The organism is Streptomyces sp. NBRC 109706 (genome assembly GCF_000974485.1).
Lineage (GTDB): Bacteria > Actinomycetota > Actinomycetes > Streptomycetales > Streptomycetaceae > Streptomyces.
This window is the reverse complement of sequence record NZ_BBOM01000006.1, coordinates 185306-210074: the sequence shown is the minus strand read 5'-3', so window position 1 is coordinate 210074 and position 24769 is coordinate 185306. Positions and strand designations below refer to the sequence as shown.

Annotated in this window: 24 protein-coding genes and 1 riboswitch; of the genes, 6 read left to right on the top strand and 18 right to left on the bottom strand. The window is 72.1% G+C overall.

The features are described from left to right. Positions 1–16: 16 nt before the first annotated feature. The 5 genes from AOM46_RS11220 to AOM46_RS11205 all read right to left on the bottom strand — a co-directional run bounded on the left by AOM46_RS11220 (position 17) and on the right by AOM46_RS11205 (position 3526). A complete protein-coding gene (locus AOM46_RS11220) occupies positions 17–400 on the bottom strand; it encodes a hypothetical protein (protein ID WP_062209247.1) in 384 nt (127 codons plus the stop codon). Continuing rightward, entirely contained in the window at positions 397–552 is a 156-nt protein-coding gene (locus AOM46_RS33965) for a hypothetical protein (protein ID WP_158920380.1), read from the bottom strand. The genes AOM46_RS11220 and AOM46_RS33965 overlap by 4 nt, the downstream gene beginning before the upstream one ends. Before the next feature lie 92 nt (positions 553–644). Beyond that, positions 645–1892, bottom strand: coding sequence for a helix-turn-helix domain-containing protein (locus AOM46_RS11215; protein ID WP_062209244.1), 1248 nt, complete (start codon positions 1890–1892; stop codon positions 645–647). A 271-nt stretch (positions 1893–2163) separates the two neighbouring features. Next, a complete protein-coding gene (locus AOM46_RS11210; RefSeq protein WP_062209241.1) occupies positions 2164–2532 on the bottom strand; it encodes a hypothetical protein in 369 nt (122 codons plus the stop codon). Positions 2533–2638: 106 nt separating this feature from the next. After that, positions 2639–3526, bottom strand: a complete 888-nt coding sequence (locus AOM46_RS11205) for an oxidoreductase (protein WP_062209238.1) — start codon at positions 3524–3526, stop codon at positions 2639–2641. Positions 3527–3588: 62 nt separating this feature from the next. On the opposite strand from AOM46_RS11205, the gene AOM46_RS11200 reads away from it, so the two are divergent. Next, on the top strand, positions 3589–4194 hold the full coding sequence (locus AOM46_RS11200) for a TetR/AcrR family transcriptional regulator (protein WP_062209235.1): 606 nt from the start codon (positions 3589–3591) through the stop codon (positions 4192–4194). 23 nt (positions 4195–4217) lie between these two features. On the opposite strand, the gene AOM46_RS11195 is transcribed toward AOM46_RS11200, so the two are convergent. The 5 genes from AOM46_RS11195 to AOM46_RS11175 all read right to left on the bottom strand — a co-directional run bounded on the left by AOM46_RS11195 (position 4218) and on the right by AOM46_RS11175 (position 10418). Continuing rightward, positions 4218–6104: an FAD/NAD(P)-binding domain-containing protein gene (locus AOM46_RS11195; protein ID WP_062209232.1), complete on the bottom strand. Its 1887-nt coding sequence runs from the start codon at positions 6102–6104 to the stop codon at positions 4218–4220. Continuing rightward, positions 6101–6904 (bottom strand): ABC transporter ATP-binding protein, encoded by an 804-nt coding sequence (locus AOM46_RS11190; RefSeq protein ID WP_062209229.1) that lies wholly within the window; start codon positions 6902–6904, stop codon positions 6101–6103. The genes AOM46_RS11195 and AOM46_RS11190 overlap by 4 nt, the downstream gene beginning before the upstream one ends. Then, positions 6901–8034: an iron ABC transporter permease gene (locus AOM46_RS11185; RefSeq protein ID WP_234313734.1), complete on the bottom strand. Its 1134-nt coding sequence runs from the start codon at positions 8032–8034 to the stop codon at positions 6901–6903. The genes AOM46_RS11190 and AOM46_RS11185 overlap by 4 nt, the downstream gene beginning before the upstream one ends. 6 nt (positions 8035–8040) lie before the next feature. After that, positions 8041–9147, bottom strand: coding sequence for an ABC transporter substrate-binding protein (locus tag AOM46_RS11180; RefSeq protein WP_062209227.1), 1107 nt, complete (start codon positions 9145–9147; stop codon positions 8041–8043). 95 nt (positions 9148–9242) lie between these two features. Continuing rightward, entirely contained in the window at positions 9243–10418 is a 1176-nt protein-coding gene (locus AOM46_RS11175) for a peroxidase-related enzyme (RefSeq protein WP_062209221.1), read from the bottom strand. A gap of 98 nt (positions 10419–10516) precedes the next feature. Next, a riboswitch (SAM riboswitch) is annotated at positions 10517–10625 on the bottom strand. 297 nt (positions 10626–10922) lie between these two features. On the opposite strand from AOM46_RS11175, the gene AOM46_RS11170 reads away from it, so the two are divergent. From AOM46_RS11170 to AOM46_RS11155, 4 genes are all read left to right on the top strand, one after another. Next, positions 10923–11231 carry a hypothetical protein gene (locus AOM46_RS11170; protein ID WP_062209218.1) on the top strand — a complete coding sequence of 103 codons (309 nt, stop codon included), beginning with the start codon at positions 10923–10925 and terminating at the stop codon, positions 11229–11231. 214 nt (positions 11232–11445) lie between these two features. Then, complete coding sequence (locus AOM46_RS11165; RefSeq protein ID WP_062209215.1) at positions 11446–12564, top strand: hypothetical protein; 1119 nt, start codon at positions 11446–11448, stop codon at positions 12562–12564. Between the two features lie 78 nt (positions 12565–12642). Next, entirely contained in the window at positions 12643–13515 is an 873-nt protein-coding gene (locus tag AOM46_RS11160) for a hypothetical protein (protein ID WP_062209212.1), read from the top strand. Between the two features lie 40 nt (positions 13516–13555). Then, entirely contained in the window at positions 13556–14215 is a 660-nt protein-coding gene (locus AOM46_RS11155; RefSeq protein ID WP_062209209.1) for a hypothetical protein, read from the top strand. Positions 14216–14244: 29 nt separating this feature from the next. Here AOM46_RS11155 and AOM46_RS11150 read toward each other — a convergent pair whose 3' ends face one another. Together AOM46_RS11150 and AOM46_RS11145 are read right to left on the bottom strand one after the other, a co-directional pair. Beyond that, the gene (locus AOM46_RS11150) at positions 14245–14604 is read right to left on the bottom strand and encodes a twitching motility protein PilT (protein ID WP_067226132.1); all 360 of its coding nucleotides are present in this window, start codon (positions 14602–14604) and stop codon (positions 14245–14247) included. Continuing rightward, positions 14601–14840 carry a CopG family transcriptional regulator gene (locus tag AOM46_RS11145; RefSeq protein WP_062209207.1) on the bottom strand — a complete coding sequence of 80 codons (240 nt, stop codon included), beginning with the start codon at positions 14838–14840 and terminating at the stop codon, positions 14601–14603. Before AOM46_RS11145 ends, AOM46_RS11150 begins: the two co-directional genes overlap by 4 nt. Before the next feature lie 166 nt (positions 14841–15006). Here AOM46_RS11145 and AOM46_RS11140 point away from each other — a divergent pair, with 166 nt between their 5' ends. After that, entirely contained in the window at positions 15007–16845 is a 1839-nt protein-coding gene (locus AOM46_RS11140; RefSeq protein ID WP_067226130.1) for a BTAD domain-containing putative transcriptional regulator, read from the top strand. A gap of 14 nt (positions 16846–16859) precedes the next feature. Here the strand turns inward: AOM46_RS11140 and AOM46_RS11135 are convergent, their stop codons facing one another. Genes AOM46_RS11135 through AOM46_RS11110 form a run of 6 tightly spaced genes read right to left on the bottom strand, consistent with a single transcriptional unit; the run spans position 16860 to position 24713 of the window. Then, complete coding sequence (locus AOM46_RS11135) at positions 16860–18317, bottom strand: MFS transporter (protein ID WP_062209201.1); 1458 nt, start codon at positions 18315–18317, stop codon at positions 16860–16862. Continuing rightward, positions 18314–19246: a hypothetical protein gene (locus AOM46_RS11130; RefSeq protein WP_062209198.1), complete on the bottom strand. Its 933-nt coding sequence runs from the start codon at positions 19244–19246 to the stop codon at positions 18314–18316. Before AOM46_RS11130 ends, AOM46_RS11135 begins: the two co-directional genes overlap by 4 nt. 2 nt (positions 19247–19248) lie before the next feature. Then, entirely contained in the window at positions 19249–20439 is a 1191-nt protein-coding gene (locus AOM46_RS11125) for a radical SAM protein (RefSeq protein ID WP_062209196.1), read from the bottom strand. Continuing rightward, positions 20436–21392 carry a hypothetical protein gene (locus tag AOM46_RS11120; protein ID WP_062209194.1) on the bottom strand — a complete coding sequence of 319 codons (957 nt, stop codon included), beginning with the start codon at positions 21390–21392 and terminating at the stop codon, positions 20436–20438. The genes AOM46_RS11125 and AOM46_RS11120 overlap by 4 nt, the downstream gene beginning before the upstream one ends. Then, positions 21367–22557: a glycosyltransferase gene (locus AOM46_RS11115; RefSeq protein WP_062209192.1), complete on the bottom strand. Its 1191-nt coding sequence runs from the start codon at positions 22555–22557 to the stop codon at positions 21367–21369. The genes AOM46_RS11120 and AOM46_RS11115 overlap by 26 nt, the downstream gene beginning before the upstream one ends. Beyond that, a complete protein-coding gene (locus AOM46_RS11110) occupies positions 22554–24713 on the bottom strand; it encodes a prolyl oligopeptidase family protein (protein ID WP_062209190.1) in 2160 nt (719 codons plus the stop codon). The genes AOM46_RS11115 and AOM46_RS11110 overlap by 4 nt, the downstream gene beginning before the upstream one ends. Positions 24714–24769 lie beyond the last annotated feature (56 nt).

Sequence of the window (24769 nt, the reverse complement as noted above, 5' to 3'; positions counted from 1 at the left end):
TGTTAGTCCCTGTTGATCAGTTGAGGGAGATGAAATAGCCGGTCAGGGCGGTGAACAGACACATCAACCCGACGAACGCCGGCCCGAACGCCCGGTCCAGAAACGCCAGCACCGGTCTCTGCGGGGGCGGCGGGTTCTCGTCCTCATGCCGGCGGCGCACGACGCGCCAGTGCTTCTCCGCCCGCGCGAGAAACAGGTCGTGCTCCGGATGTTGGGCCGTGTGTTGAACGGTCCAAACCGCAACGGGCTTCGCGTCATCGTCGAAGAGCGGCGAACGGGCCTCGCAGACCATGCACTCCACGCCGTATATCCCGGTCGGCGCCCCGGGCCCGTGGTCGTCGGTGAGGACCCAGTCCGCACCCTTGATGATCGGCTGCGGGTGGGGGGCGTCCGGCGTCACGGGACATCCCCACTCTTGACGCGGTAGTTGGCCTCGCTCGCCGCGTTCCGAGCCCGCAACCGGGCAAGCAGCTCCGCGTGCGGGTCGGGTTCGGAGACGGGTTCGGGCTCCTCAGGCGGCGCTTCCGTCTGCTCGTTGGATGGAGTCGTCATCAACTGCCCCAGGTTCGGTGATCAATGGCGCACCGAACGTAAGGCGCCCAGCAGTGGGGCAGAGGCAGAGAATGTGTCCCTGGAACAGGCGTTCAGGGAGTGAGCAGGCCGATCTTCACTGCGAGTGTGGCGGCTCGCTCCCGCCGGGACGGGGACTTGGCCTCGGCCTCCTCCAGCACGATGCGCCTCGCGAACCCGTTCCACCGGATGGTTTCCGGGGCGGCCTCGTGGGCCCTTTCCAACGTGGCCAGCGCGGCCTCCGGCTGTCCGTCGAGTTGGTAGCCCCTGGCTTCTTCGATCCGGTGGCGTGCGCGTCGGGGCTTGGAGGGGATGGCCTCGCCGCTTGCTCGCGTCGCCTGCCGCACCGCCTCGCCACCGGCGTGGAGTTCGACGGCGATCGTCACCGCGTGTGCGCCCATGATGGCTTGCGAGAATGATGTGATGGGGTGGAAGTAGTCGGCGGGAAGTCGATCGGCGACCTGCCGGGCAAGGTCCCAGTGGCGCCAGGCGGAGCCGGTGTCGCCGCGCCGGGCGGCCGTGTAGCCGGTCTCGAAACTGAGCGCGCCCGCGATGGCGCGCACGTCGTTCGACGCGTCGGAGAGCCGGGGTTCGAGAAAGCGGACGGCGTCGCGGGTGAGTCGGTCGGCCGCCTCGTAGTGCGAAGGGCCGGTGTCCCGGTGCGCCTGAGCCATCAGCCAGGCCGCCACCCCGATCGCATGGGGGTCCTCGGATTCCTGCGCCGCCACCATCCCCCGTTCGGACACCCGCCATACCAGGGCCGAGTCAGGCTGGTAGGCGAGAAAGAACTGCGCCAGCTGGTAGGTCTCCGCGAGGAGGGCCTGGGCGCTCCTGCGGTCCGCGCCGGTCTCGGTGTGGCGAACGAGGAGTTGGGCGTCATGGATCAGCCCGGGCAGCATGCGCCCGATGACCTCGCGGTGGTGGGAGGACGAATGCCGGGCCGACCAGGAACGTGCCAACCGAGCCCTGAGGTGCGCCTTCGAGGGGGGCTCCCCGCCCTCCACAGGGAACGTGTTCAGCGCGTCGGCGACGGCGCCGAGGCGCTGGTGGCCGGGGCCGATGAAGAGAGCGGTGTGTGTGGGGTGTTCGCCGACCAGCTCTGACAGGTCGCGCACGCGCAGTGCTTCGGCGATGCGCAGGATCATGGGGAGTCGCGGGGTGTGGAGCTTGCCCGCCTCCACCTGTTTCACCCAGGAGGGGGACCTGCCGACCAGTCCGGCCAACAAGGGGCGGCTCATGCCCCTTCGGGTGCGTAGTAGTTGCATGCGCTGACCGAACGAGAGCGGATCGGTACTGAGGGCCGGGCCGGGTTCCGTGGACATGCCGTACGCCTCTCTCAGAAGGGCAGGACCCTGCCAGGGTAGAAGGGGCACGCCGCCTCCGGGTGCGAACTCGCAACAGGCGTCGCGGGGCTGGGATGACGCGGACGCCTGTGGTGCTCTTCGAGGCGGAGGCCGAGTCTCGGAAAGGGGAACGATTGTCCGCCTGTTCGGTATCCGTCATCAGGCGACGTCGCGTTGATCGTGCGCGTCGCGGATACTGATCCCCGGCGCGACCCGGGACTAACACCATCCGCCGATGGCCGGTGTCGGGTCATCCGGAGGGTGGGATGGGGCGGCGGTCCTGGCCGGTGAAGTGGGTGACAATGTGGGTCAGTTCGGGTGTGAGCCAGAGCAGACATCCTTCGCCCGGTCTGTGCAGCATCACCAGTCTGAGTGAGTCGCCCTCGTACTCGGTCAGCACGTGCACCACGACGGACAGTGCGTCGGCCAGTTGCGTGGTCGTGGCCGTTTGGAGTCGGCGTCGGTAGATGTCGAGCCAGTGTCGGGTGGGAGCCGGGGCGCCGGCGTGGGGCTGGTGGTCGGCCGTGCGGAGCAGGGCCGACCATGGTGTGAGTTCTGCCGTGCCCCGCTCTTCCAGCAGCCGGGCGAGGCGGGGCGCCGGGATCTCCGCACTGTTCATCGGCCGGGGGGTGTTGGGGAGCGTGGTGTCCTCCTCGATGCCCGGTTCGACGGCCGCCGACCCGCGGTGTGACTCGGCCCGGATGTCGGCCGGTTTGATGGGTAGGTCACCGGCGGGAGTGGTGGGGGAAGGTCACTCCCGTCAACTTCTCGGAGACGTCCCAGAGGCGGCGGGCCGCCTCCGTGTTCCTGGCCGCCTTCGAGCGGCCGACCAGCTTGGGGGCGCCGCGCTGCTCAAGGAAGCCGCGTGGGCCCGCGTAGCTGTCGCCCGGGATCTCCGCCACGGCCGCGTAGAGCGTCGGCAGGGCGCCGGCGTCGTCGCTCTGGGCGAACAGGCCGATCGTCGCGTTCTGTATGCGGTGGTGCAGGCGTTGCCGCCCGTCGAGCAGGCCGGTGGCCGCGAGGCCCGGGTGTGCGGCGGTCGCGATGACCGGTGAGTCGGTTGCGGCGAGGCGCCGTTGGAGTTCCGAGGTGAACAGCAGGTTGGCGAGCTTGGACTGCGCGTAGGCGCGCATCGCCCGGTACCGCTTGCGCTCCCAGTTGAGGTCGTCGAAGTCGATCGAGCCGAACCGGTGTCCGGTGGACGAGACGGTGACGACCCGTTCCCGGATGCGCGGGAGGAGCAGGTTGGTGAGCGCGAAGTGGCCCAGGTGGTTGGTGCCGAACTGCAGCTCGAAGCCGTCGGCGGTGCGGGAGAAGGGCGGGATCATGACGCCCGCGTTGTTGATCAACACGTCCACCGGGTCGGTGAAGTCGTCGGCGAAGGCGCGCACCGAGGACAGGTCGGCGAGGTCCAGCCGGCGGACCTCGACCCGGCCGGTCATCGCGGCGGCCGCCGCACGCCCCTTCTCCGGGGTGCGCACGGCGAGCACGACGCGTGCGCCGCTGGCGGCGAGGGCATGGGCGGCGGCGCGGCCGATGCCGCTGTTGGCGCCGGTGATGACGACGGTGCGGTCGGTCATGGCGGGAACGTCGGAGACCGAGAATGTAGTCATGGGCTACAAAGTAGACGCTGTCTACAAAGTAGTCAACGGGTACATCCTGCTATCGTGACCCCATGCCCGATGTGACCGAGGAACGTCCCTACCACCACGGGAACCTCAGGGCCGCACTGTTGGCAGCGGCCGAGCGCGGCCTGCGGGAGCATGGCGCGGACCAGCTGTCGCTCCGCGTGCTGGCCAGGGAGGTCGGCGTCAGCCATGCCGCGCCGCGCCGCCACTTCCCGGATCGGCAGGCGCTGCTCGACGCGCTCGCCGAGGACGGGTTCCTGAAGTTGGGCGCGGTGCTGCGGGCGGCGCTGGCGGGCGCGGGTGAGGACTTCCCCTCGCGGGTGCGGGCCACCATGACGGCCTACACCCGCTTCGCCACCGAGCGGGCCGCGCTGCTGGAGCTGATGTACACCAGCAAGCACCGGCCGGGCGCGACCCGGATCGTCGAGGCGGCCGAGGAACCGTTCGGGCTGATGAACGAGCTGATCGTCGAGGGCCAGCGACAGGGCGCGCTCCAGGAGGGCGCGCCCGAACGGATCGGGATCGTCCTGCTGGCGACCCTTCAGGGCATCGCCTCGCTCATCAACGGCAATGTCGTCAAACCGGAACTGCTCGACGGCCTGGTGGAGACGGCCGTCGAGCAGTTTCTGCGCGGCGCCCGGCCGCTTCCGTAGCCCTTCACGGACGGGCGACTCCCTCAGGGCAACGGGAAGTTGGTCAGGATCTGGTGCGCCGCGTGGTCCGCTCCGGCCAGCAGGGGGGAGGGGGAGCCGGGGGTGGCGCCGATGGCGGAGCCGGGTTGGACAGCCTCGGCGGGGATGCCCAGGACGATCACCCGTTCGTCGGGGACGCCGGCCGCGTCCAGGAGGTGGAAGTCGTCCGGGGTGACGTCCAGGGTGCCGCTGCACACGGCGGGTCCCTGGTCGCTGGGCCAGTGGTGCAGCCGGGCGCGGCCGGCGCGGAGCAGGCCGTCGAGGAGGGGGTCGTCGGTTTCGGTCACCACGCCCTTGGACATCCGGGTCTCCACAAAGGTGGTGGCCCGCACCGGGGCGTCCCGCAGCACCGCCGAGCGGCCGACGAACGCGCCGTCCTCGAAGGTCACCGACGTGTTCTCGCCGAGGAGTTCGAGGATGCCGGCGTCGATCAGGGCCAGCACCCGCGCGGTCCGGTCCGGCGGCGGGCCCGAGGCCAGGGCCAGCCCCAGCGGGGTGAACCAGCCGTCGATATCGCGGGCCACGCTGGCGCCGTCGACGGCACCCCGGTTGACCAGCGCGCGGGCCGGGCCGCGCACGGCGGCCATGGCGCGGTTGACGGCGTTGCGGGGGCTGGTGAGCGGGGCGTGGATCGCGTCCAGTTCGTCGTTCACCTGGTCGGTGACCCAGGCCCGCCAGGTCTTCTCGTCCACCGGGCCCGGCGCCGGCGGGCGGTCCAGGCGGCCGACGGACAGCGTCCAACGGGGGGACGTCACGGTGCCGGCGACGACACGGTCAACCTCGGCGTCGTCGCGCGCCGCGCGGAGCCGGTCCAACGTCTCGGCCTCGCCGGCGCCCGGCACCACAGCGGCCGGGTGGTGGGCGAAGAGCGTGGCGAGATGGGCCCAGGCGAACTCGCGGGCCAGCTGGGGCCAGATATCGCGGCGGAAGTCCTGCCCCGGCACGGTCGCGACCTCGGCGAACCAGGCGCGGGTGGCCAGGCGCGGCTCGTAACGAGGCGGGAAGCCCATCGGGTAGGTGGCCTTGGCGCGGTAGGGCAGCCCGCGCCGTGATCCGGCGACCAGCCGGGGCTCGCGCCCGCCGGGCAGATAGCGCAGCCGGGCCGGGTGGTCGCGGTCCCCGGCGGGCTCGAACCGGCCGCCGCGCCCCTCGGTGAGCAGCGCGACCACATCGAAGAAGTTCGCGCCCAGGCCGGTGACCAGCGTGGTCTCGCCGGCGGGGACGGAGTCCCAGTCGCGTTCGGCCGGCATCCCCGGCTCGATATAGCGCAGCCCGGAACGGCGCGCCGCCGCCACCAACGACCGTACGCGCGGGGACCGTTGGGCCTGGACCATGCCCTGGGCCAGCACCACGACGCGGCCGGTCAGCGTCCGGCCGTCGGCCAGCCGGACGGTGCGGGCGCCGTCGCCGTTCCGGTCCAGGCCGACGGCGGTGCCCAGCACCCGGGTGACGGCCACCCGTCCGGTGCGCTCGGCGCGTGCCAGCTGCTCGCGGTAGTAGACGCCCTGGATGCGGCGGGTCGGATAGGACCACGGCCGCAGCTCGGCCGCCTCCTCGGCGACCCAGTCGGGGCGGTCGGGCGGCGGGGTGCTCTCGCGGGCCCAGGTGATCAGGTCGGGGCCGGGCGCCACGGGGCCCGTCATCCGGGTGGACTCGTCGGTGTAGATGGTGGTGTGGGCGCTGTAGGTGTTGTTGAGCAGCAGTGGGGACTGGTCGGTGCGCCAGGTGGCGCCCGCGCCGACCTCAACCCGGTCCACCACGGCCACCCGCACCGGCGGCGCCCCGTCCCGGTGCCGGGCGGTCAGCCGCTCCACGACGGCCACCGCGCGCGGCCCGCCGCCCACCACCACCGCGTCGAACGTCGAGGTCACGCCCGCTCCTCGGCGGCGCCGGAAAGCAGCGGCCGCTCCAGCGCGGCCGGCCGCACCTCCACGCCCGTCTCGCCCTGCGAGACCCGGATGTCCAGACCGTAGACCCGGCTGAGCACATCCGCGTCGAACGCCTCGGCCGGCGGCCCGTCGGCGACGACCACGCCGCCGTCCAACAGCACCGCCTGGTCGCAGAAGTGCGCCGCGTGGTTGAGATCGTGGATGGCGATCAGCGCGGTCACGCCCTCCTCGCGGGTCACCGAGCGGACGATCCGCAGCGTCTCGATCTGGTACCGCAGGTCGAGCGCCGACGTCGGCTCGTCCAGCAGCAGCACCCGCGGCTCCTGGGCCAGGGCGCGCGCGATCAGCACGCGTTGGGCCTGGCCGCCGGAGAGCTGGGAGAGCGGTCGGTCGGCCAGCCCGGTCAGGCCGAGCCGGTCGATCGCCGCGTCGACCTTCGCCCAGTCCCGCCGGGTGGGCCGCAGCCCGATATGCGGGGTGCGGCCCAGGAGGACGGCCTCCCGCACGGTCTGCTCGAACGGGGTGGCCCCGGACTGCGGAACGTAGGCGACCACCCTGGCGTGCTCCCGGCGCGGCGCGGCCAGCAGATCGCGGCCGCCGAACGACACGCCGCCGCCGGCCGGTTGCAGCACCCGGGCGATGATCTTGACGAGGGTCGACTTTCCCGAACCGTTGGGGCCGAGCAGGGCGCAGAAGCCGCCCTCGTCGACCCGCAGATCGACGCCCGCCAGGACCTGGTTGCGCCGGTAGGCGAACCGGACCGACGCGATATCGAGGCTCACTGGGCGGCCCTCCTGGTCAGGATGAGGTTGATGAAGACCGGGGCGCCGATGAACGCGACGACGATCCCGACCGGGATCACCGAGGGCGCCAGCACGGTGCGCCCCACGGTGTCCGCGATCACCAACAGCAGTCCACCGGTCAGGAACGAGAACGGCAACAGATAGCGGTGGTCGGCGCCGATGGCCAGCCGCGCGATATGCGGGCCCACCAGGCCGACAAAGCCGATTACCCCGCAGAACGACACCACCAGCGCGGCCAGCACCACCGACACCACGATCAGCCCCACCCGCACGGCGGTGACATTGACGCCCAGGCTCTTGGCCGCGTCGTCGCCGGCGAACGCGATGGCGTTGAGATCGCGGCTGAACCAGAGCAGCAGCGGCAGCACCAGCACCGTGCAGGTGCCCACCACCGTCACATCGTTCCAGTCGGCGTTGTTCACCGAGCCGAAGGTCCAACGGACGATCGCCTGCAGGGTGTTCTCGTCGGCCACGAACTGCAGCGCGGCGGTCATCGCCTCGAAGAGCTGGGTGAGCGCGATGCCCAGCAGGAGCAGGGTCGCGGCGGACATGGCCTTGGCCGACGCCAGCCCCAGGACCAGTGCGGAGACCGCCAGCGCGGTGCCCAGCGCGCTGCCGATGACCAGCCAGGAGCCGGAGCCGGCCGCGCCGCCGGTGAGCAGGATCGCCAGCGCGGCACCGAACGCGGCGGCCGGCGAGACGCCGAGGGTGAACGGGCTGACCAGCGGATTGCGCAGCAGCCCCTGCATCACCACACCGGCCAGCGAGAGGGCCGCGCCGGCCACGAAGGCCAGCAGCACGCGCGGCAGCCGCAGGTTGATGATCACCGAGTACGTCTGGGCGAAGTCCGCCGGCAACACGCCGCCGAAGACCCGGAGTCGGACCGCGCGCCAGACGTCCAGGAGACCGGCGTCGCTGGTCCCGGCCGTCACGCACCAGCCGGTGACCAGGACGGACAGCACCGTGCCCGCCCACAGCACCGCCGGCCGGCCGCGCCACCACGCGGCGCGCCGGGACGAACGGTCACCTGGGCTCCGGTCCTCCGTCGGCGTCAAGGAGGGAGAAGAGGGGAGGGTGGCGGTCGCGGGGCCGCCGGGGGACAGCTTCATAGCGGGTCAGCCCACCCTCTGGACATACGCGTCGTCGCCCGGGAAGTCCGCCCCCTGGAACTCCTCGGCCCAGCGCCGCAGATAGTCGCCCGGATCGATGTCGGAGAACGCGTCGGGGTGCAGCCAACTCGCCAGGTAGAGCGCCCCGATGGCCTTGGAGAGGCCGCTGGTGGCCCAGCCGTTGGTGACGAAGACACGGTCGTCGGCGACGGCGGAGAGGTTGTCCCAGCCGGCCCGTGAGGTCAGCTCGTCGCTCAGGGTGTCGAACCGGTCCTGTCCGGTGGGTTCGGCGGAAGGACCGAACTCGTGGACCACCACCTCGGGGTCGCGCTCCAGGATCGAGACCGGGTCCACCGTGGTCTCGGCCTGCTCGTCGCCGCCGGTGTCCAGATCGCCGTAGATGTTCTCGCCGCCGGCGGCCACGATGATCTGGTCGAACCCGGAGCCCGGCAGCCCCGTGAGGTAGGGCTGCTCCGTCTCCCAGTAGACGCGGACCGGCTCGGTGTCGGCGACCCGGTCGGTGATCAGCCCGAAGATCTCGTCATAGAAGCCGGAGACGCGCCGTGCCCCCTCCTCCTCGTCGAAGACCTCGCCCAGCAGCTCGACCGTCTCGTGGAACACGTCGAAGTCCCAGGCGGTGGCCACCACCACGGGGATGCCGAAGCTCTCCAGCTGCTCGCCGGCCTCCTGCCAGGCCCCGTTGCGGGGCAGGATGAAGACGTCGGGGTCGAGCTGGACGACCGACTCGTAGTTGATCTCCTGCAGGTCCTCGCTGACGATCTCGTCGTCGGCTATCTCCAGATAGGGCAGCCGGGAGGCGGAGACCCGGTCGAAGCCCACGATCCGGTCGCCGGCGCCGATGGCCTGGGCGAACTCGTTGCCATAGCTGTTCAGGATGATCGCGCGCTCGACCGGCCCGTCGAGCTCCACGGTGCGGCCGACATCGTCGACCACGGTGAACGAACCGTCGCCGGCCGCGTTCTCGTCCGAACTCCCTTCGGACGTCGGGGACTCCTCGGTGACATTGCCGCAGGCGGCGGCGGTGAGCACGACGGCGGTGAGCACGACGGCGGTGGTGGCGGCGCGGAGGGAGCGCTGTCCGAGCTTCTTCATGGCGGTTCCGTTCGGGGTGGTGCGGGGTGGTGCGGACGGGTGGTTGTGGATGCGGGGGCGCGGACGGATCACGGGGATCGGCCGGCGGGTTCCGCTCAGGCGGGGGCCGGGGCCGGCCAGTAGGGGTCGCCGAGGCTGAGCATCAGCCGGTTCGCCCAGGCGAAGAACGCGGTGGCCGCCACCAGATCGGTCAACTCGGCGTCGGTCAGTCCCTCGGCGCGCAGCCGCTCCACCTGGGCGGTGGTGGCGGAGACCGGGGTGGTGGCCAGGGCGCCGGCGAACTCGACGATCGCGGACCAGCGGGAGTCCTGGCCCGCGCCCAGCGGGGCGGTGTCCTTCGGCAGCCAGTCGGCGTCCCGTTCCAGCGCGACCGAGAGCAGCCGGTCGACATCCGCCGGCCGCTTGGCCAGCTGGGCGGACTTCCGGGCATGCACCGAGGCGCAGTAGACACAGTCGGTGACCTTGCTGGTGGCGGCGGCCGCGAGTTCACGTTCGGCGCGCGGCAGGCCCTCCCGGGTGGCGAAGATCGCGGCGTCCAGCGCGGTGCGGGCGGCCAGCACCCCGGGCAGCCGGGAGAGCAGCCGGAAGTACTCGCCGTTGGTCTTGCCCTGGAACGCCGCCTCCTGCTCGGCGGTGAGTTCGTCCGTCGGCACCGGCGGCACCCACGCCGTCCAGGACAGCAGCTCCCGGGTGTACTCGACGGGCCTCGGCCGCCCGTTGGACGCGGTCGGCGCCGCGCTCTTGCGGCGGCCGCGCCCCGGCGTGTGCCGCGCCGGCGAGGCGGCGGCGGCCGGCGCCTGGCCCTGGAGCAGCCGCAGGCCCTGGATGGCGCGGGCCTGGAAGGCGGTGAACGCGGCCGTCTGGGAGATGGTCACGATGGCGTCGGTCGACCAGCCGGCCTTGACCAGCAGGTTCAGATCCGCCCGGCCGGCCAACGCCGGGGAGACGGTGATCAGATCGACATGGGCCACGGCGGCGCGCAGCGCGGGATCGTCGGGGAGTTCGTCGCGCCGGAGCGTCGGGTCGGCGCCCGAAGCGGCGTGGTGGTCGACGAGTTCGTCGACGCCGTGCCAGCGGGCGGCCAGCGCGGCCAGGCCCCGGCGCACCGGGGCGGCCACCGGCGCCGGCCCGTCGAACAGCGCGGTGCCCGCCTCCTCGGCCCGCTGGATCACCAGCGGCTTGCCGGCGCGCGCCGACGCGATCGGCTCGGCAAGACCGGCCAGCCGGCCTATGGTGTCGGCGCCGGGCGCGATGTCGGGAGTGCTGCTCATGGTTCCGCCTCGTCGTGCTGGTTCGCTCTGTCGCTGGCGACCGAGGCGGGGAGGCAAACGTGCGGAAGGCACCGGGGGACCGGGACGGGTTCTCACGAGGAGCACGCTTGCCGCGTCGCCGCGGCCGGGTCGTCGTCCCGGGGGCACCCCACCGTGCCGGAGGGTTGCCGGCCAGCTAGCCGGGACTTGGCGCTGGCACTCTTGACCTGCGGATCAAGCTAGCCGACGGCGGCGGTCAAGCAAACCTTTGCCCGAAATGCGAGACAAATCGTCCATGATGAGAGATAAACGATCTTCGGCGCCGGGTGCGGCGGGTGGTCGGGTGGGGGTGCTCCCCGAACGTGCCGGCCGGTTGCGTGACCGTGCCGACGTGTTCCGTATTCGTGCCGAACGGTGACAGAACCGGGGCCGAGACGGGGACACAAGGCTGGCTAAACTGTTGCTCGTTCGGTAGCCAGGGCGACGGCCGGCCAGGGCGATGGCGATGACCCGATGGGGGAAAACATGAGCGGGGACAGCGACCTCTACATAGACGGTGAAGTGCTCTCCCGGGTCCGAAGCAACCTGACCCACATCACCGACATCCTAGATGACCCGGCGGAGGCGATCGAATCCGTCGGCACCGCCTCGGCCGGCGTGCGGGCGCTGTCCGACCGGCTCGGCGACTTCGGCGACGAGTGGAGCTACGGCATCGGCCAGATCGGCGAGTTCGCCCGGGGGGCGGCGGACACCCTGACTCGGATCGAGCAGGAATTCGACGATCTGGACCTCAGCCTGGCGCAGGCGCTCAACGACGCCAACTCGGGATCCTGACGACCCCGCCGCCGTCCCACCGGGACGGCGTCGGCGTTTCGGCCACACGGCCACACGGCCACACGGCCACACGACCATTCGGCCACACGAACAACGGCAGCGACCGCAGCGACAGCAGTAACGGGGGACAACGCAGATGACGTTTCCGAGGGAACCTCACATATCCGACTTCCCGGCGCTCGGATTCGTACCGTGCCCCGGCGACCAGAACGCGATGGACACCGTGTCCGGGGAGTTCGGCGACACCGCCGAGGTGCTCGGCGAGGTGAACGCGGTGCTGTCCGGTTCCGACGAGGGCGAGTGGCGCGGACGCACCGCCCGCGAGTTCCGGCGGATGCTGCGCGACGACTTCCGCCCGAAGGTGGAGGAGGCGTACCAGTCGTTCAGCGGTGCGCACCGGGCGATGATCGACTGGCTGGTCGACATGGGCGACTTCCAGCGGCGGGCCGACAACCTGGAGCGGGACGCGGCGGCCGCGATGGCCGAGCTGGAGTCCGCGCAGGCCGGTCTGGACGGAATGCCGCCGCGCCCCGGGATCTTCGACCCGGAGCCGGAGACGGACGCCGAACGGGAGGCCGCCGAGCGCACCGAGGACGAGCGGGAGCGGCGGCAGAACTCCGTCCGGGCGGCGGAGGCGCAGCTCCAGCAGTTCAGGGAGCGGGCGCACCGGCTCTCGGAGGACTACGAATCGGCCGGCCAGAACATCGCCGGACGGCTGCGGAACGCCATGGAACTGGCGCCCAACGAGCCGGGGTTCTGGTCCTCGCTCGGGGACGCGATCGGCGATCTCATGGACGGCTTCGTCGATCTGCTCGACGATCTCGGCGCCGCGCTGATCGACATTCTCGCGGAGTGGGCGCCGATCCTGTCGAAGATCGGCGCCATCGCCGGTCTGCTCAGCTCGATCACCGGTCTGCTGTCGCTGATCCCCGGCCTGCAGGTGCTCGGCGTGGTGTCGCTGGCGCTGGGGGCCATCTCGGTGGTGGCCAACTACGGCGCCGCCGTGGGCGAGACGGGAAGTTTCACGGCGGCCCTCGCCGACCCGAACTTCCTGCTGTCGACGGCGGCCCTGGCGTTCGGCGTCGGTTCGTTCGCCGGAATGAAGGCGCTGACGAGCATGGGCGCGGTCGATGACGTGTTCGGCTTCGCCATGCGCAACGGCAGCGCCGCCAGCGCGGCGCCCGGCGTGATGGGGCTCACCCTGGCCACCAACTTCAACGCCGGCGGGGCCAGGTTCATGGACGGCTTCGGCAACGCGAGCACCATCTTCGACCTCGGCGGCACGCTCACCGGCTGGTCGCGGAACACCTCGCCGGTCCGGAGCCGGGACTGAGCGGGAACGAATGACAGCCGCCGTGGAACGGCAGCGGCGACGAGCGCCAACCGACAAGCAGGAACTGAGGACTGGGTGATGGAGACGACCGGCGCCGGGGGACCGGCAGAGCTGGCCAAGCCGGAACGGCCCGTGGATCCGAGGATCCCCAGCCAGCCCACGGGCGCCACCGGCGGTGTCGGCACCCCGAACGGTGCTGCCGGTGGTGCGAACGGTGCTGCCGGCGGTGCCGGTGGTGCGGGGCAGGCGCCGGAGGAGCACATCTTCGGTGCGGGGCCGCCGGCGCAGCTGTATCTGCCGACCGACTGGCTCAACTTCCTTGAGGACGGCGACAATCGGGACGCCGCCCGGCGGCGGTACGAACAGCTGATGGGGCGGCTCTACCCCAATATGCCGGCGGAGGGCCACCGGGAGATCGTCGACGGGCTGATGCTCTGGCGCGACAGCCTGTGGACGGGCGGGTTCCTGGCCCACGGCATCATCAGCGTGCCCGCGGACGGCGGGGAGAAGGCCGCGTTCTGGCAGATCCTGGTGGCGGCGATGAAGCTTCCCCCCACCAACGCCGAGTTGGACACCTCGGCGCTGCTGCAGCGGATGGTCGGCAGCTCGGAGCTGGACTACCTCACCCATGTCGAGCAGTACCAGACGGAGATGGGCCTTGGTCTCGGCCTGATCGGCCGCCCGCCGATCACGTTGCCGGGCGGCGATATCGCGCGGGGCAGCGACGGCGAACCACGCAGAACGGGCATGGCGGCCGCGCTCTCCTATGCGCCGGGCGCCGAGTTCGGCATCATTGCGATCGGCAGCTGTCTGGAGCCCGAACAGGACCGGCAACTCGCCATGATGGTGGCGTTGATCGCCGGCAAGTCGAAGCTGATCACCGGCGAGGAGGAGGCCGGCCAGGAGAACGCCGCCGTGCCAAGCGCCGGCCCGGTGCCGGCCGCCGGGTGAGCCGAGCGCCCTCCGCGTTACCGACCAGAGAGGCGGACCCGTGACCCGAGGCCCACTTCCCCATACACCACGGCATGAGTTCCCGTCGGATCTGCGGCGACAGCTCACGATCGCCCATATCCAGGAGTGCGGCATCGAGCGGGTCGCGCAGCATCCGGTGACCTTCCGCCGGTGGGGCGGCGCCGGCATGGCGATCGGGCTGACGCTCGGGGTGTTCCTGGCCCTGGGGATCGCGATCGGGGTCAGCGTGGCCAACAGCGACGAGGCCGATGTCCCGTTTGTGGTGGGGCCGTTGATCGGGTTGGGCTGCTGGGTGGTGATCTTCGCGCTGCCGATCCTGCTGCCACAGTCGATCAGGGCGGGGCGGGTCAGGCGCCGGATCGCGGCGGGGACGGGGCCCGCGGCGCAGAGCTACACCCAGGCGCTGCCGGGATATGTCGGGGAGACGGGCGGCCAGATCAGCTATGGCGACCGCTGGTTGCGGCTGATCACCCCCCAGGGGCCGGCGTGGGGAGTGCCGTTCGCCGACATCTATGTGGTCGAGGAGCTGCCGCCCAAGGGCCTGTTCGGTCTGCCGGGCATCGATGTGCTGGCCACCGACGGCACCTGGACGGAGATCCGCGCCACCGACAACAAGCCCCTGCTCACCACACTCGAACAGGCCGGCACCCCGGTCCTCCGCGCCGTCAAGCGCTACTGATCCGGCGGAGGACGGCTTCGGCGCGTCGGCTAGAGGTCATCGGGCAGCAGGCGGAAGGCATGATGGCCGGTGAGGGGCGTGAGAGCTCGGAAATCCCGGCGGTCGAGCGTCAGGACGATCTCGGTGTCATAGGACTCGGCCAGGATGACATTGACCGCGTCGGTGAGGTCGAGTCGTAGCGCCGCATAGCGGTTCTGAACCCGGCGGGCCATGCGCAGGGTATCGGCGGACAGCTCGGGGACGGCGACGCGGCCGGTGCGTTCCTGTACCAACAGCCAGTCGTTCACCGCGTGCGCGGCCCGCCGATCGATGTTGCGGGTGGTGATGTGCTCGGGGTTCGAGGCGTTGAGGGCGGCGACCAGTCCTGAGGTGTCGCCGATGCCGATCACTCCGAGTCCGCCATGCCGTCCGACACGGCCTGGTCGATCTCCTCCGCGGTGACCGGACCGCCGAAGTCCAGGCGGGGGATCTCCCAATCCTCGTCCCAGCGCCGGGTGCGCAGAGCCGCCAGGTGGAACGCCTCCCGGAAGTACTCCGACTCCGGGCGACCTTCCCGCGCGGCGGCCTCCTTGATCAGCGCGAGGTCCACCTCGTCGACCATGACGGTCGTCTTCTTCAAAGCCATATGGGTTGGTACCTCCGCCATAACTTCCTCGTGCGGTCCGGTGGGCGGAACTATCTGGGGGGAATTCCCCGATGCTGGCGGTCAACTCCCGTGCCACGGTTACTACTTCAGGGCATTACTGCCCGTCCCCCACCGTTGCACGACGAGTTACCCCAGAGAGTGACACATGTCTAGAACTGTATGTTCCGGACTTGCGCCGGGAGCCCTCAAGTTCTCGGTTCTGGGTCCACTGACCGCCGAGTACGACGGACGGCCGCTGGCGCTGGGGCCGCTCAAACAACGTCTGGTGCTGGCGACGTTGCTGCTCCGCCCCGGCTCGGCCGTCTCGGTCGACGCGTTGGCCGAGGCCGTGTGGAACGACGATCCGCCTCGGACGGCCAGAAAGAACCTCCAGGTGTATGTGTCCGGGCTGCGGCGGGCCCTCGCGCCCGCCGGTGACCGGCTGGTGCAGGCCCCGGGCGGCTATCTGTTACGGGTCGCCGAGGCCGAGCTTGACGTCTCCAGGTCGCGGGCCCTCGCCCAGGCCGGGCGGCGGGCGGCGGAGGACGGCGACTGTCGGCGGGCCGCCGAACTGCTGTGTCAGGCACGCCGGTTGTGGCAGGGACCGGCGCTGCCCGAGCTGACCTGTTCGGAGGTGATCCGGCAGGTGTCGGAGCGGCTGGCCTTCCGACATCTCACGCTGTGCGAGGACTGGGCGGAGGTGGCGCTCAAGGCCGGGCAGATCAACGAGGTCGTCGAGGTCACGGCGGAGCTGGTGGAACGCCATCCGCTGCGGGAACGGCTGCGGGCCGTCCAGATGATCGCGCTGCATCTGGCCGGGCGCCGCTCCGAGGCGTTGGCCACCTATGACGATCTGCGGCAGCGGCTGGCCCACGAGCTGGGCCTCTCGCCGAACGCGGCGCTTGAGTCGCGCTACCGTTCCATTCTCACCGAGCAGGCCGTGGGCCCGGCGACCACCATCGGGGTCGCGGCCGGTGGGCCGCCGCGTTCGCCGGTGGTGCTGCCGGTGGACATCCCGGACTTCACCGGGCGGGCGGCGGAGACCGCGCGGCTGTTGGAGAACGCCGTCGACGGCGCCACCGGCGTGGTGGTCGGCCCGGCCGGCGTCGGAAAGACCGCGCTGGCCGTGCACGCCGCGCACCAGCTCGCCGACGCCTACCCCGACGGGCGGGTGCTGGTGCGGCTGCGGGACGAGAACGGCGAGCCTCGGCCACCGGCCGTCGTCACCGCCGAACTTCTCGCCTATGCCCGGCTGACCGACGGGGGGTCGGCGCGGCTGGGCGATTCGGATCTGGAGGCGGCGCTCTGGCGCGGCTGGCTCGCCGACCGCCGGGTGCTGCTGATCCTGGACGACGCGGCCACCGAGAACAGCGTCCGCCCGCTGCTGCCGGGTGCGGGCCGCAGCACGGCGATCGTCACCGCCAGGACCCAGCTGGGCGGGATCACCTCGGCGCGGCGGATCACGCTTGAGTCGTTCTCCGCCGCCGAGGCGCTGGATCTGTTGGCCCAGGTCATCGGGCACGGCCGGGTGAACAGGGACCGTGCGTCGGCCCGCCGCATCGTGCTGGCCTGCGGCCAACTGCCGCTGGCGGTCAGGGCCGCCGCGCAGAAGCTGGCGGTGCTGCGGCATCTGCCGCTGGACGAGTACGCCGAACGGCTGGAGCATCCGGGCGCGGTGCTCGACGAGTTGACGGTGGGGGATCTCGATGTCCGGGCCCGCGCCGCCGACGCCTGGCGGGATCTGGCCGACCACCATCTGGCGTTGCTGGTGGCGCTGTCGTCGCTGCCGCTCAACCGCACGTTCCGGATGGAACAGGTCATCCGGATGTTGGGGCGCGGCCCGGGGGAGGCGCGCAGGGTGCTGGAGACGATGATCGAGGCGGGCGCGGTGCTCTCCCCCCGGGCGGAGGCCCGTTCGCACAGCGCGGACTATCTGCTGCCGTATCTGCTGCATCTCTACGCGGGCGAGGTCGGGTTGACCGGCGAGGTCGGACTGGCCGGATAGGTCGGCGGGGCCGCTCACGGCTTCGGCCCCTCCGAGGCCCGTGCCGCCTCGGTCGGTTGCTCCTTCTCGGCGCCGTCCTCGCCGTCTTCGCCGTCCTCGCCGTCTTCGCCGTCCCCGCCGTCCCCGCCGTCCTCGTCGTTCTCGTCGTCGAGTTCGGGCAGGGCGAACCTGGCGTAGACGCCGGAGGCCATCACGACCAGCCCGGACACGGCGAAGATGGTGTCCGTGGCGCCGAAGTCGATGCCGAGGAGGGTGGCGTCGAGATCGCGCAGCAACGATCCGGCGAGCCAGCCGGAGAGCGCGGCCGCGAGCATCGCGGCGATCCTGGTCACCGGGTAGAACACGGCCAGGACCCGGCCCCGGTAGCTGGCGGGGGCCGCGCCCAGCAGCAGCGGGGCCATCGCGGTGTTCAGCATGGTCAGCGGAAGGGTGAAGAGGAACAGCACCAGGATGCCGCCGATGAACTCGGTCTGCCGCGAGTAGACCACCAGCAGCGCGCCGCTCACCAGCAGCGCGATCCAGGTGGTGCGGCGGGCGCCGAACCACTGCACCGCCCGGCCGGCGCAGAGCGCGCCGATGATGCCGCCGATGCCCATGGTCATGCCGATATAGCCGTAGAGCTGGGGGGAGGCGTCCAGGGTCTCCGTCACAAAGAACACGTTGAGCGTTTCGAGCGCGCCCACGCCGAACTGGCCGATGGAGGCGAGGATCAGCAGCGCGACCAGGAACCTGCTCCGCGCGAAGAACCGCAGCCCGGCGACGAACTCCCGCCGGACGCCCTTCCGTTCGGCGGCGGACTCCGCCGAGGCCGCGGGCTCGGTGCCGGGTTCCGGGGCGGGTTCGGGTTCCGGGGCGGGCGGCCGGACCGCGCGGACGGCGAGGAAGGAGCCCAGATAGGCCGCCGCGTTGAAGAACAGCGACCACTGCACCCCGGCGGTGAAGAGCAGCGGCGCGGCGAGCGGAGGGCCGATGATCCAGGCGGTCTGGCTGGTGGCCTGCGTGATGCCGGCGGCGCGGGCGCGGTCGGCGTCCCCGGTCACCAGGTCGGCGATGATCGCGAACCGCGCCGGGGTGAAGAACTGGGCGGCGGTGTGCAGCAGCAGCACCGTCAGATAGACCAGACCCAGCCAGACGGCCACCGGCAGGGTGCTCGTCGGCACGATGGAGACGATGGCCAACGTGCCGACCAGAAAGCCCCGGAACGCCTCGGTGCGCAGCATCGTGGCCCGTTTGTCCCAGCGGTCGACGAAGACGCCGGCGAGCGGGCCGATGCCCAGCACCGCGACGCTGGTCGCCATCAGCACGCCGCTGACGGCCATCGGCGCCCAGGGCTCGCCGGCCGCCAGATCGGTGGCCACCCACAGCACCAGCGTGGTGCTGAAGACGGCGGCGCCGACGGACGAGACCGCCTGCCCGGCCCACAGCAGGGTGTAGTCGCGGTTGATCAGCACGAATCTCGACGGGCGCCTCATCGTGGCCTCGCGGCGGAGAGCGTCAGCGCCGTCAGGGCGGTCACCAGTGTCGTGTGGTAGGACTTCGCGAAGATCTCGGCGGGTGAGTCGGCGGCGGAGGCGGCGAGTTCGGGGCTGCGCCCGGGGAGCCCGCCGTCGGCCCCGGCGGCCCGGGCCAGGGAGTCGACGGCGGCGGCGCCGTCGGGGTCCCCCAACGGGTCGACGCCCAGCACGAACTGGGTGAGGACCAACTCGGCGGCCAGGTCCCACAGATCGTTGGCCACGCAGTGACGCAGCACCGTGGCCACCAACTCCCGTGCGTGGACGGTGCCCTGGGCGGTCAGCCCGGGGTCGGCATGGCCGAAGTCCCCCAGAAAGAAGGCCGCGTGGGTCAGCCGGTAGGCGTCCCTGGTGGTGAGCGGCGGGGCGTCGCGTTCCGCCGCCGCCCGCAGGGTGACCGGCGGGCTGTGCGGGACGAGGTCCCGCAGCGGCTCCATCTCGTGCCGGACGCCGGCCTTGTCCGCGTAGTAGCGGATCTCCAGGCGCAGATAGGGCGTCTTCTCCCCGGGGGTGAGGAAGTCGGGAGCCACGCCGGCGAGCGCGGTGCGGCGGTGGCTGTCGTCGATGCCGGGCGGGGCCAGCGCCGCGTGGATCAGCGCGTAGTAGGAGGCGACCGCCGGCCGGCCGGTGTAGAGGCGAAGGATCTCCGGGGTCTCCCACAGCCGCCGCACAAGCGCCGTCGCCGGCGCCAACTGGGTCGCGGCGGCGCCGAGTCGGGCCGCGCAGTGGCAGAGCAGCGCCAGTTCGAGCGCGGCCTTCGCCGGCAGGTGGGCCGCCGAGGCGGCCTGCGCTGAGAACGGGTCGAAGTGGTCGAGACGCGTCATGAGCCAGTCGAGCGCGCCCTCGGCGAGCCGGTCGACGCTGTCGGTGCGGCAGCGGGCAGTGGTCATCGCTACAGTCGCCCCGTCTCGTGCAGATAGTCGAGCAGCGCCGCGTCGACGCTGTCCCGGAAGGTGCGGAGCGTCGGGGCGTCGTCGTGGTAGCGGTAGAGGTCCTCGCAGCCGACCCACCGCTCCCTGGTGGTCTCATCGGGCAGATAGCCGTCGGTGACGGAGCCGACGTCCCAGTCGGGTTTGCCGGCCGTCTCCCAGCAGCTGGCCAGCGTCCCGTCGGCGCTGACCACCGCGCCGTAACGGCCGCCGGTGTGGCCGCAGGTGGCGCAGACGCGGTGGGCGTCCGGGCGGCTCACGGTGAAGCCGAGATCCAGCGCGCGGCGCTGCCAGCGGCTGAACGTGGCGGCCAACTCGCCGTTGTGCAGCAGGTCGTTGGCGTAGCCGATGCCCACATCGCCGACCCTGGCGAAGTACAGCGTGCAGCGCCCGGGGTCGACATCGGTCGCCAGCCGCTCCAACAGCCCGTCGATACCGTCGAAGTTCTCCTGGGAGACGTTCACCCGCAGCCGCCATCCGATCTCCGAGACCTGGGAGGCGCGGGCGATATTGCGGACGATGGTGTCGTAGGTGCCGCCGCCGTCGGCGCGCGCGATCCGGATGCGGTCGTGGTCGGGCCGGTCCCCGTCGAAGGTGACCTGGATCGAGTCCAGCCCGAGGGCGCCGAGTTGCCCGGCCAACGCCGGGGTGAGCAGTGTGGCGTTGGAGATCATCCAGGCCGAGTCGAGCCCGAAGTCCCGGGCGCGCTCCAGGAGTTCGAGGCAGCCCTTGGGGTTGAGCAGGGGTTCGCCGCCGAAGAGGAGGATGCGCAGCTTCTCCAGGCCCACTGCCGCCATCTGCCGGCGGGTGAAGTCCAGCACGGAGGTGATGGTCGCCGAGGTGAGCCGGGTCTGTGGCATCCGGGGCGGGCGGCTGCCGCCGGTCGGGTCCTGCGCGATGTTCTGGAAGCAGTAGCCGCAGCCCAGGTTGCAGTGGGTGCTGGTGAGCACGGTCAGCGCGTAGGAGCGGACGGCCGTCGTGGCGAGCAGTCCGCTCTCCCGCAGTTGGCGTCGGGCGTCGGGCCTGAGCGCGCCCTCGGGGGTGACATGCCCATCGCGGAGCCGGGCGACCCCGCCGGGGCCGAGGAACCACCAGTTCTTCGCGCCGGGCAACAGGCGTGCGCCGACGGCGCGTTCGGCCTGGTCGAGACTCATCGTGCCTCCCGCTCCGCCGCGCCGCCCGCCGGGGCCGGCGCGGCCGTCTGTCCACCGGTGATCAGCAGCGTCGCCAGGGCCGTGCCGAGGGTCGGCTGGTAGGCGTCGCGGAAGCGCCATTCCTCGGTCGCCGTCGGCGCGGTCCTGGCGGCGGCCGCTTTCCCCGGGATGGCGCCGTCCGCCGTCCGCGCCGCGTCGAGCATGTGGATGGCGGCCGCTCCCGACGCGGTGCGGGTCGGCCGCTGGCCCAGGCAGTGCTGGGCGAGGACGAGTTTCGCGGCATGGTCCCAGGTGCCGCCGCGCACGCTGATCTCGGTGAGCCGCCGCACGACGTCCCTGGCGCGCGTCAGGTCGTCGCCCGTCAGCCCGGGGTCGCGGCGGCCGAAGTCGCTGAGATAGAAGACGCTGTGGGTGATCTCGCAGACATCCAGCTCGTCGATCGGCAGGGTGTGGCAGCGCGCGAGCAGGCTCGCCGCGTACAGCTCGGCGTAGGCCGCCAGTTGGTGGGGGACCCCGGCCAGATCGGCGTGGAACCTGGTCTCCAGACGTAGATAGTGCGACTTCCGGTGCGGCGTCAGATAGCCGTTGGCCACATACCGGTCCAGCGCCGCGCGGGCCGGCTCGACACCGGGCGGCGCCAGGGCCGCCAGAATGAACCCCAACTGCTTCCCGTAGCGCGGATCGAGCCGTTCGACATGCGGGAAGTCGGGGCGCCGCCAGGCCCCTTCGACGATCTCGGTCACCGCCCGCAGCCCCTCGTCGGCCGGCCGGGTCCCGGCCCAGTAGTGACGCAGCAGCGCCAGCTGCAACAGGGCCTTGACCCGTGGGGTCAGCGGCAGTCGGGCGTGCCCGGCCGCCGAGTCGAGATAGCCCGCGTGCCGCACCAGCCACTGTCGGGCGTCCGTCGAAAGACGCGCCACGGCCTCGTCAGTGTCGACTGATCGTGTATCCATGGAACTCCTCGGGGTCGCGGATGCCCTGGGACACCCGCTCGACGGTGTCGGCCGCGCGGGCCGCGCTGTTGACCGCCCCCAGCCGCCGGCCGAGCGCGCGCGCCCGCGCCCGCAGTCCCTGGTCCCGCCAGGCGAACTCGACCGGCGCCGTCAGGCCGGCCGCCGCCCCGGGGACGCGCAGGGCGACCCCGGCGCGTTCGCAGGCGAGGGAGAGCAGCGGCTGTTCCGAGCCGTTGGGGGAGGTCACCAGGGGCCGGCCGCGCAGCAGCGCGCCCAGCACGGGAGTCGAGGTGCCATTGGTGAGGACCAGACCGGCGCGGTCGACGAGCGGCCCCAACCAGGGCTTGCGCACCAGCAGGATGTCCGCATCGGGCGCCGGCGTCGGATCGGTGGACCGGCCCCGTTCCACCACGGCCTGGAACCGGCCGCCGGTGAACAGCTCGTTGAGCCGGGGCCAGAGGCCGCCGCCGCCGAAGGAGCGGCCCAGATGGACGTAGACGAGGGGCTTCCCGGTCCGTGCCAGTCGGGCGTCGATCTCCTCGACCTCCGCCGGATCGGCCGCCGGCTCCCAGGCCAGCGGGCCCACCCGCACGACCCGGTCCGGGAGTTGGGCGCCCGGGTACTCAAGCCGCGCATCGCCCCTCAGCAGCAGCGCGTCGCCCAGCAGCGGATCGTCCCAGCGGGCGGCCCGCCCCGAGAGACCGGCCTCCTCCCGCACCCCGGCGTACAGCAGCAGGGACTCCCGGGTCCGGTTCGCCCTGGTCCTGCCCAGTTGTGGCTCGCCGTCGCCACCCGACCGGTAGTCCCACAGATGGGCCGCGAGGCCGACCACCACCACCGGAAGGTCCAGTTTCTCGGCGGCCAACAGGGCACCGTTGCACAGCACCGAGGTGACCAGCAGATCGGCGCCCGTCGCCCTGGCGGCGCGCACCGTCGCCCGGTACTGCGCCGGTCCCGTCGGCCCCCACCAGGTGGCGGAGAACGCCCGCCGCCCGCCCAACTCCTCGGCCGGCACGAACGGCAGCCCCGCCTCCGCCGCGAAGGGCGCGGCCGTCGACCGGCCCAGCACATCGACCCGGTGGCCCCGGCGGCGCAACTCCCGCCCGACGGCGATCGTCGGATAGAGATAGCCGCCGTCGCTGAGCGGACAGAGCAGAACCCTCACGCCTCCTCCCGCCCCGCCGGCCCCGACGGCCCCGACCGCCGTGGCGCCGCCAGGCCGAGCCGCGCGGCGGTGAACGCCAGGCACTCGGCCTGCAGGGCCACCGCGCTGGACGCGGCCCGCACGCCGTGGCCGACGCCGCGTTCCCGGCGCAGCAGCACCGGGCCCTGGCCCGAGGTGGCGTGCTGCAGCGCGGCGCACATCTTCCGCGCGTGCAGCGGATCCGTTCTGGTGTCGCCCTCGGACGCAGTCAGCAGCACCGCCGGATAGGCGGTGCCCGGCGTGACCCGGTGGTACGGCGAATAGCTCAGCAGCGTGCGCAGTTGCTCCGGGTCCCGGGCGCTGCCGTACTCGGGCACCCAGCTGGGGCCCAGCCCCGAAAGCTCGTAACGAACCATGTCCAGCAACGGGGACATGCACACGACAGCGGCGAATGTTCCCGGCCACTGGGTGAGGGCCGCTCCGACGAGGAGTCCGCCATTGGAACCTCCGATGATCCCGATCCGCCCCTCGGCCGCCCACCCCTCGGCGACCAGATGGTCGGCCGCCGCGGCGAAGTCGTCAAAGGTGTTCTGTTTGTTGGCGCCGCTGCCCGCCCGGTGCCATTCCTCGCCCTCCTCGCCGCCACCACGCAACCCGGCCCAGGCGAAGACCCCGCCGGCCCGCACCCAGGCCAACACCTGCGCCCGGTGCCGGGGGGTCATGGTCTGCCCGAACCCGCCGTAGCCGGCGAGCAACGCGGGCCGCGGCTCGTCCGGCCGGCCGCCGGGCGAGATCACAAACATCCGGGCCCGGGTGCCGTCCCCGGAGGTGAAGGTGACCCGACGGGTGACCGCGCCGCCCAGCTCGGGGGCGTCGGGCACGTCCCGCTCCCAGCGGGTCACGCCCAGGGTCCCGGCGTCGAAGCACAGCACCCGTGGCGGGGTGCCGAAGTCGGTGTAGGCGAACCACGCGAGACCGCTGCCGTGCGGCCCCGCCGTGAAGTCGCCGACCGCGCCGGTGCCCGGCAGCGGCACCTCGGCGAGCAGCCGGCCGTCGACGAGATCGTGCACGGTCACCTCGGCCGCCATATGCCGGACCCAGGCCACCAACCCCAGCGGGCGGTCGAGTTGGGGCCCCGACAGCACCACCAGATGGGTCAGCACGGCGTCCGGACGTTCCGCGACCACCTCCCGCCACGCGCCGGGACCGCGCTCCAGATCGACCGGGCGGCAGGCGACGACCCGACCGCGCGCCGCCCCCCGGTCGGTGCGCAGCCACACCGTGTCGCGCGGCCCCGTGCCCGGCACCGCGTGCAGCCGGGTGGCCGCGTCCATGCCCTCCTGGACGGGCCGCAGCCGGGGCCGGTCGGGCGGGCTCTCCGCCAGGTCGGCGAGGAAGAGATCGGTGCCGCGCCCGGTGCCCAGGGTCGCGGTGACGCAGAGCCAACGGCCGTCCGAGGTCACCGAGACGCTGTAGAACTCGGTCTTCTCCCGGCCCTCGCCGAACACCAGCACATCCGACTCGGGCGCGGTGCCCACCCGGTGCAGATACACCCGCCGGTGGTAGCGCTCCTCGCCGGGCGGCGCCCCCGGGCCCCGATGCCGAACGTAGTAGAACGCCTCGCCGCCCGGCAGCCAGGCCACCGAGGACCGTCGCATCCGGCCCACCGGACCGTCCACGACCTTCCCGGTCGCCACCTCGATCACCCGGAGCCGGGAGTCCTCGGTGCCGTTCACCGACACCTGGTACGCCAACAGCCCGCCCTCCAGGGAGGGTTGCCAGGCGTCGAGCACCGTGCGGCCCGACGGGTCGAGCGAGAAGGGGTCCAGCAGCACCCGTTCCGCGCCGCCCTCGGCCACCATCAGCACCGGATGCTCATCGTCTGCCAACTGCCGCTGCCAGAACGCCCGTTCGCCACGGACCGTGGGGGGCGTCGCGCGGTCGACGGCGGTGAGCCGGGCCACCTCGTCGTGCCAGCGCCCCAGACCCGGCCAGCTCGCGCGCTCCGCCTCGTACAGGGCGTCCTGCGCCTCGCCCCAGCGCACCGTGGCGTCCGCCGCCGGATCCTCCAGCCAGCGGTACGGATCCGCGACGCGCCTTCCGTGCAGCTCTTCGACAACGTCCTGCCGGACCGCTCGCGGATACCGGCGCTGGGCTGATGGGACAACGGAGGTCACTCGGCGCTCCCTTGACGGCTCGGCGACTGTCCGGTCACTGACCGCGCGGCCCGCCC

Excerpts from the sequence above, each read along its gene's own strand:
- AOM46_RS33965 (WP_158920380.1), bottom strand. The coding sequence starts at position 552 with ATGACGACTCCATCCAACGAGCAGACGGAAGCGCCGCCTGAGGAGCCC.
- AOM46_RS11215 (WP_062209244.1), bottom strand. The coding sequence starts at position 1,892 with ATGTCCACGGAACCCGGCCCGGCCCTCAGTACCGATCCGCTCTCGTTC.
- AOM46_RS11210 (WP_062209241.1), bottom strand. The coding sequence starts at position 2,532 with ATGAACAGTGCGGAGATCCCGGCGCCCCGCCTCGCCCGGCTGCTGGAA.
- AOM46_RS11205 (WP_062209238.1), bottom strand. The coding sequence starts at position 3,526 with ATGACTACATTCTCGGTCTCCGACGTTCCCGCCATGACCGACCGCACC.
- AOM46_RS11200 (WP_062209235.1), top strand. The coding sequence starts at position 3,589 with ATGCCCGATGTGACCGAGGAACGTCCCTACCACCACGGGAACCTCAGG.
- AOM46_RS11185 (WP_234313734.1), bottom strand. The coding sequence starts at position 8,034 with ATGAAGCTGTCCCCCGGCGGCCCCGCGACCGCCACCCTCCCCTCTTCT.
- AOM46_RS11180 (WP_062209227.1), bottom strand. The coding sequence starts at position 9,147 with ATGAAGAAGCTCGGACAGCGCTCCCTCCGCGCCGCCACCACCGCCGTC.
- AOM46_RS11175 (WP_062209221.1), bottom strand. The coding sequence starts at position 10,418 with ATGAGCAGCACTCCCGACATCGCGCCCGGCGCCGACACCATAGGCCGG.
- AOM46_RS11170 (WP_062209218.1), top strand. The coding sequence starts at position 10,923 with ATGAGCGGGGACAGCGACCTCTACATAGACGGTGAAGTGCTCTCCCGG.
- AOM46_RS11165 (WP_062209215.1), top strand. The coding sequence starts at position 11,446 with ATGGACACCGTGTCCGGGGAGTTCGGCGACACCGCCGAGGTGCTCGGC.
- AOM46_RS11160 (WP_062209212.1), top strand. The coding sequence starts at position 12,643 with ATGGAGACGACCGGCGCCGGGGGACCGGCAGAGCTGGCCAAGCCGGAA.
- AOM46_RS11145 (WP_062209207.1), bottom strand. The coding sequence starts at position 14,840 with ATGGCTTTGAAGAAGACGACCGTCATGGTCGACGAGGTGGACCTCGCG.
- AOM46_RS11140 (WP_067226130.1), top strand. The coding sequence starts at position 15,007 with ATGTCTAGAACTGTATGTTCCGGACTTGCGCCGGGAGCCCTCAAGTTC.
- AOM46_RS11135 (WP_062209201.1), bottom strand. The coding sequence starts at position 18,317 with ATGAGGCGCCCGTCGAGATTCGTGCTGATCAACCGCGACTACACCCTG.
- AOM46_RS11130 (WP_062209198.1), bottom strand. The coding sequence starts at position 19,246 with ATGACCACTGCCCGCTGCCGCACCGACAGCGTCGACCGGCTCGCCGAG.
- AOM46_RS11125 (WP_062209196.1), bottom strand. The coding sequence starts at position 20,439 with ATGAGTCTCGACCAGGCCGAACGCGCCGTCGGCGCACGCCTGTTGCCC.
- AOM46_RS11120 (WP_062209194.1), bottom strand. The coding sequence starts at position 21,392 with ATGGATACACGATCAGTCGACACTGACGAGGCCGTGGCGCGTCTTTCG.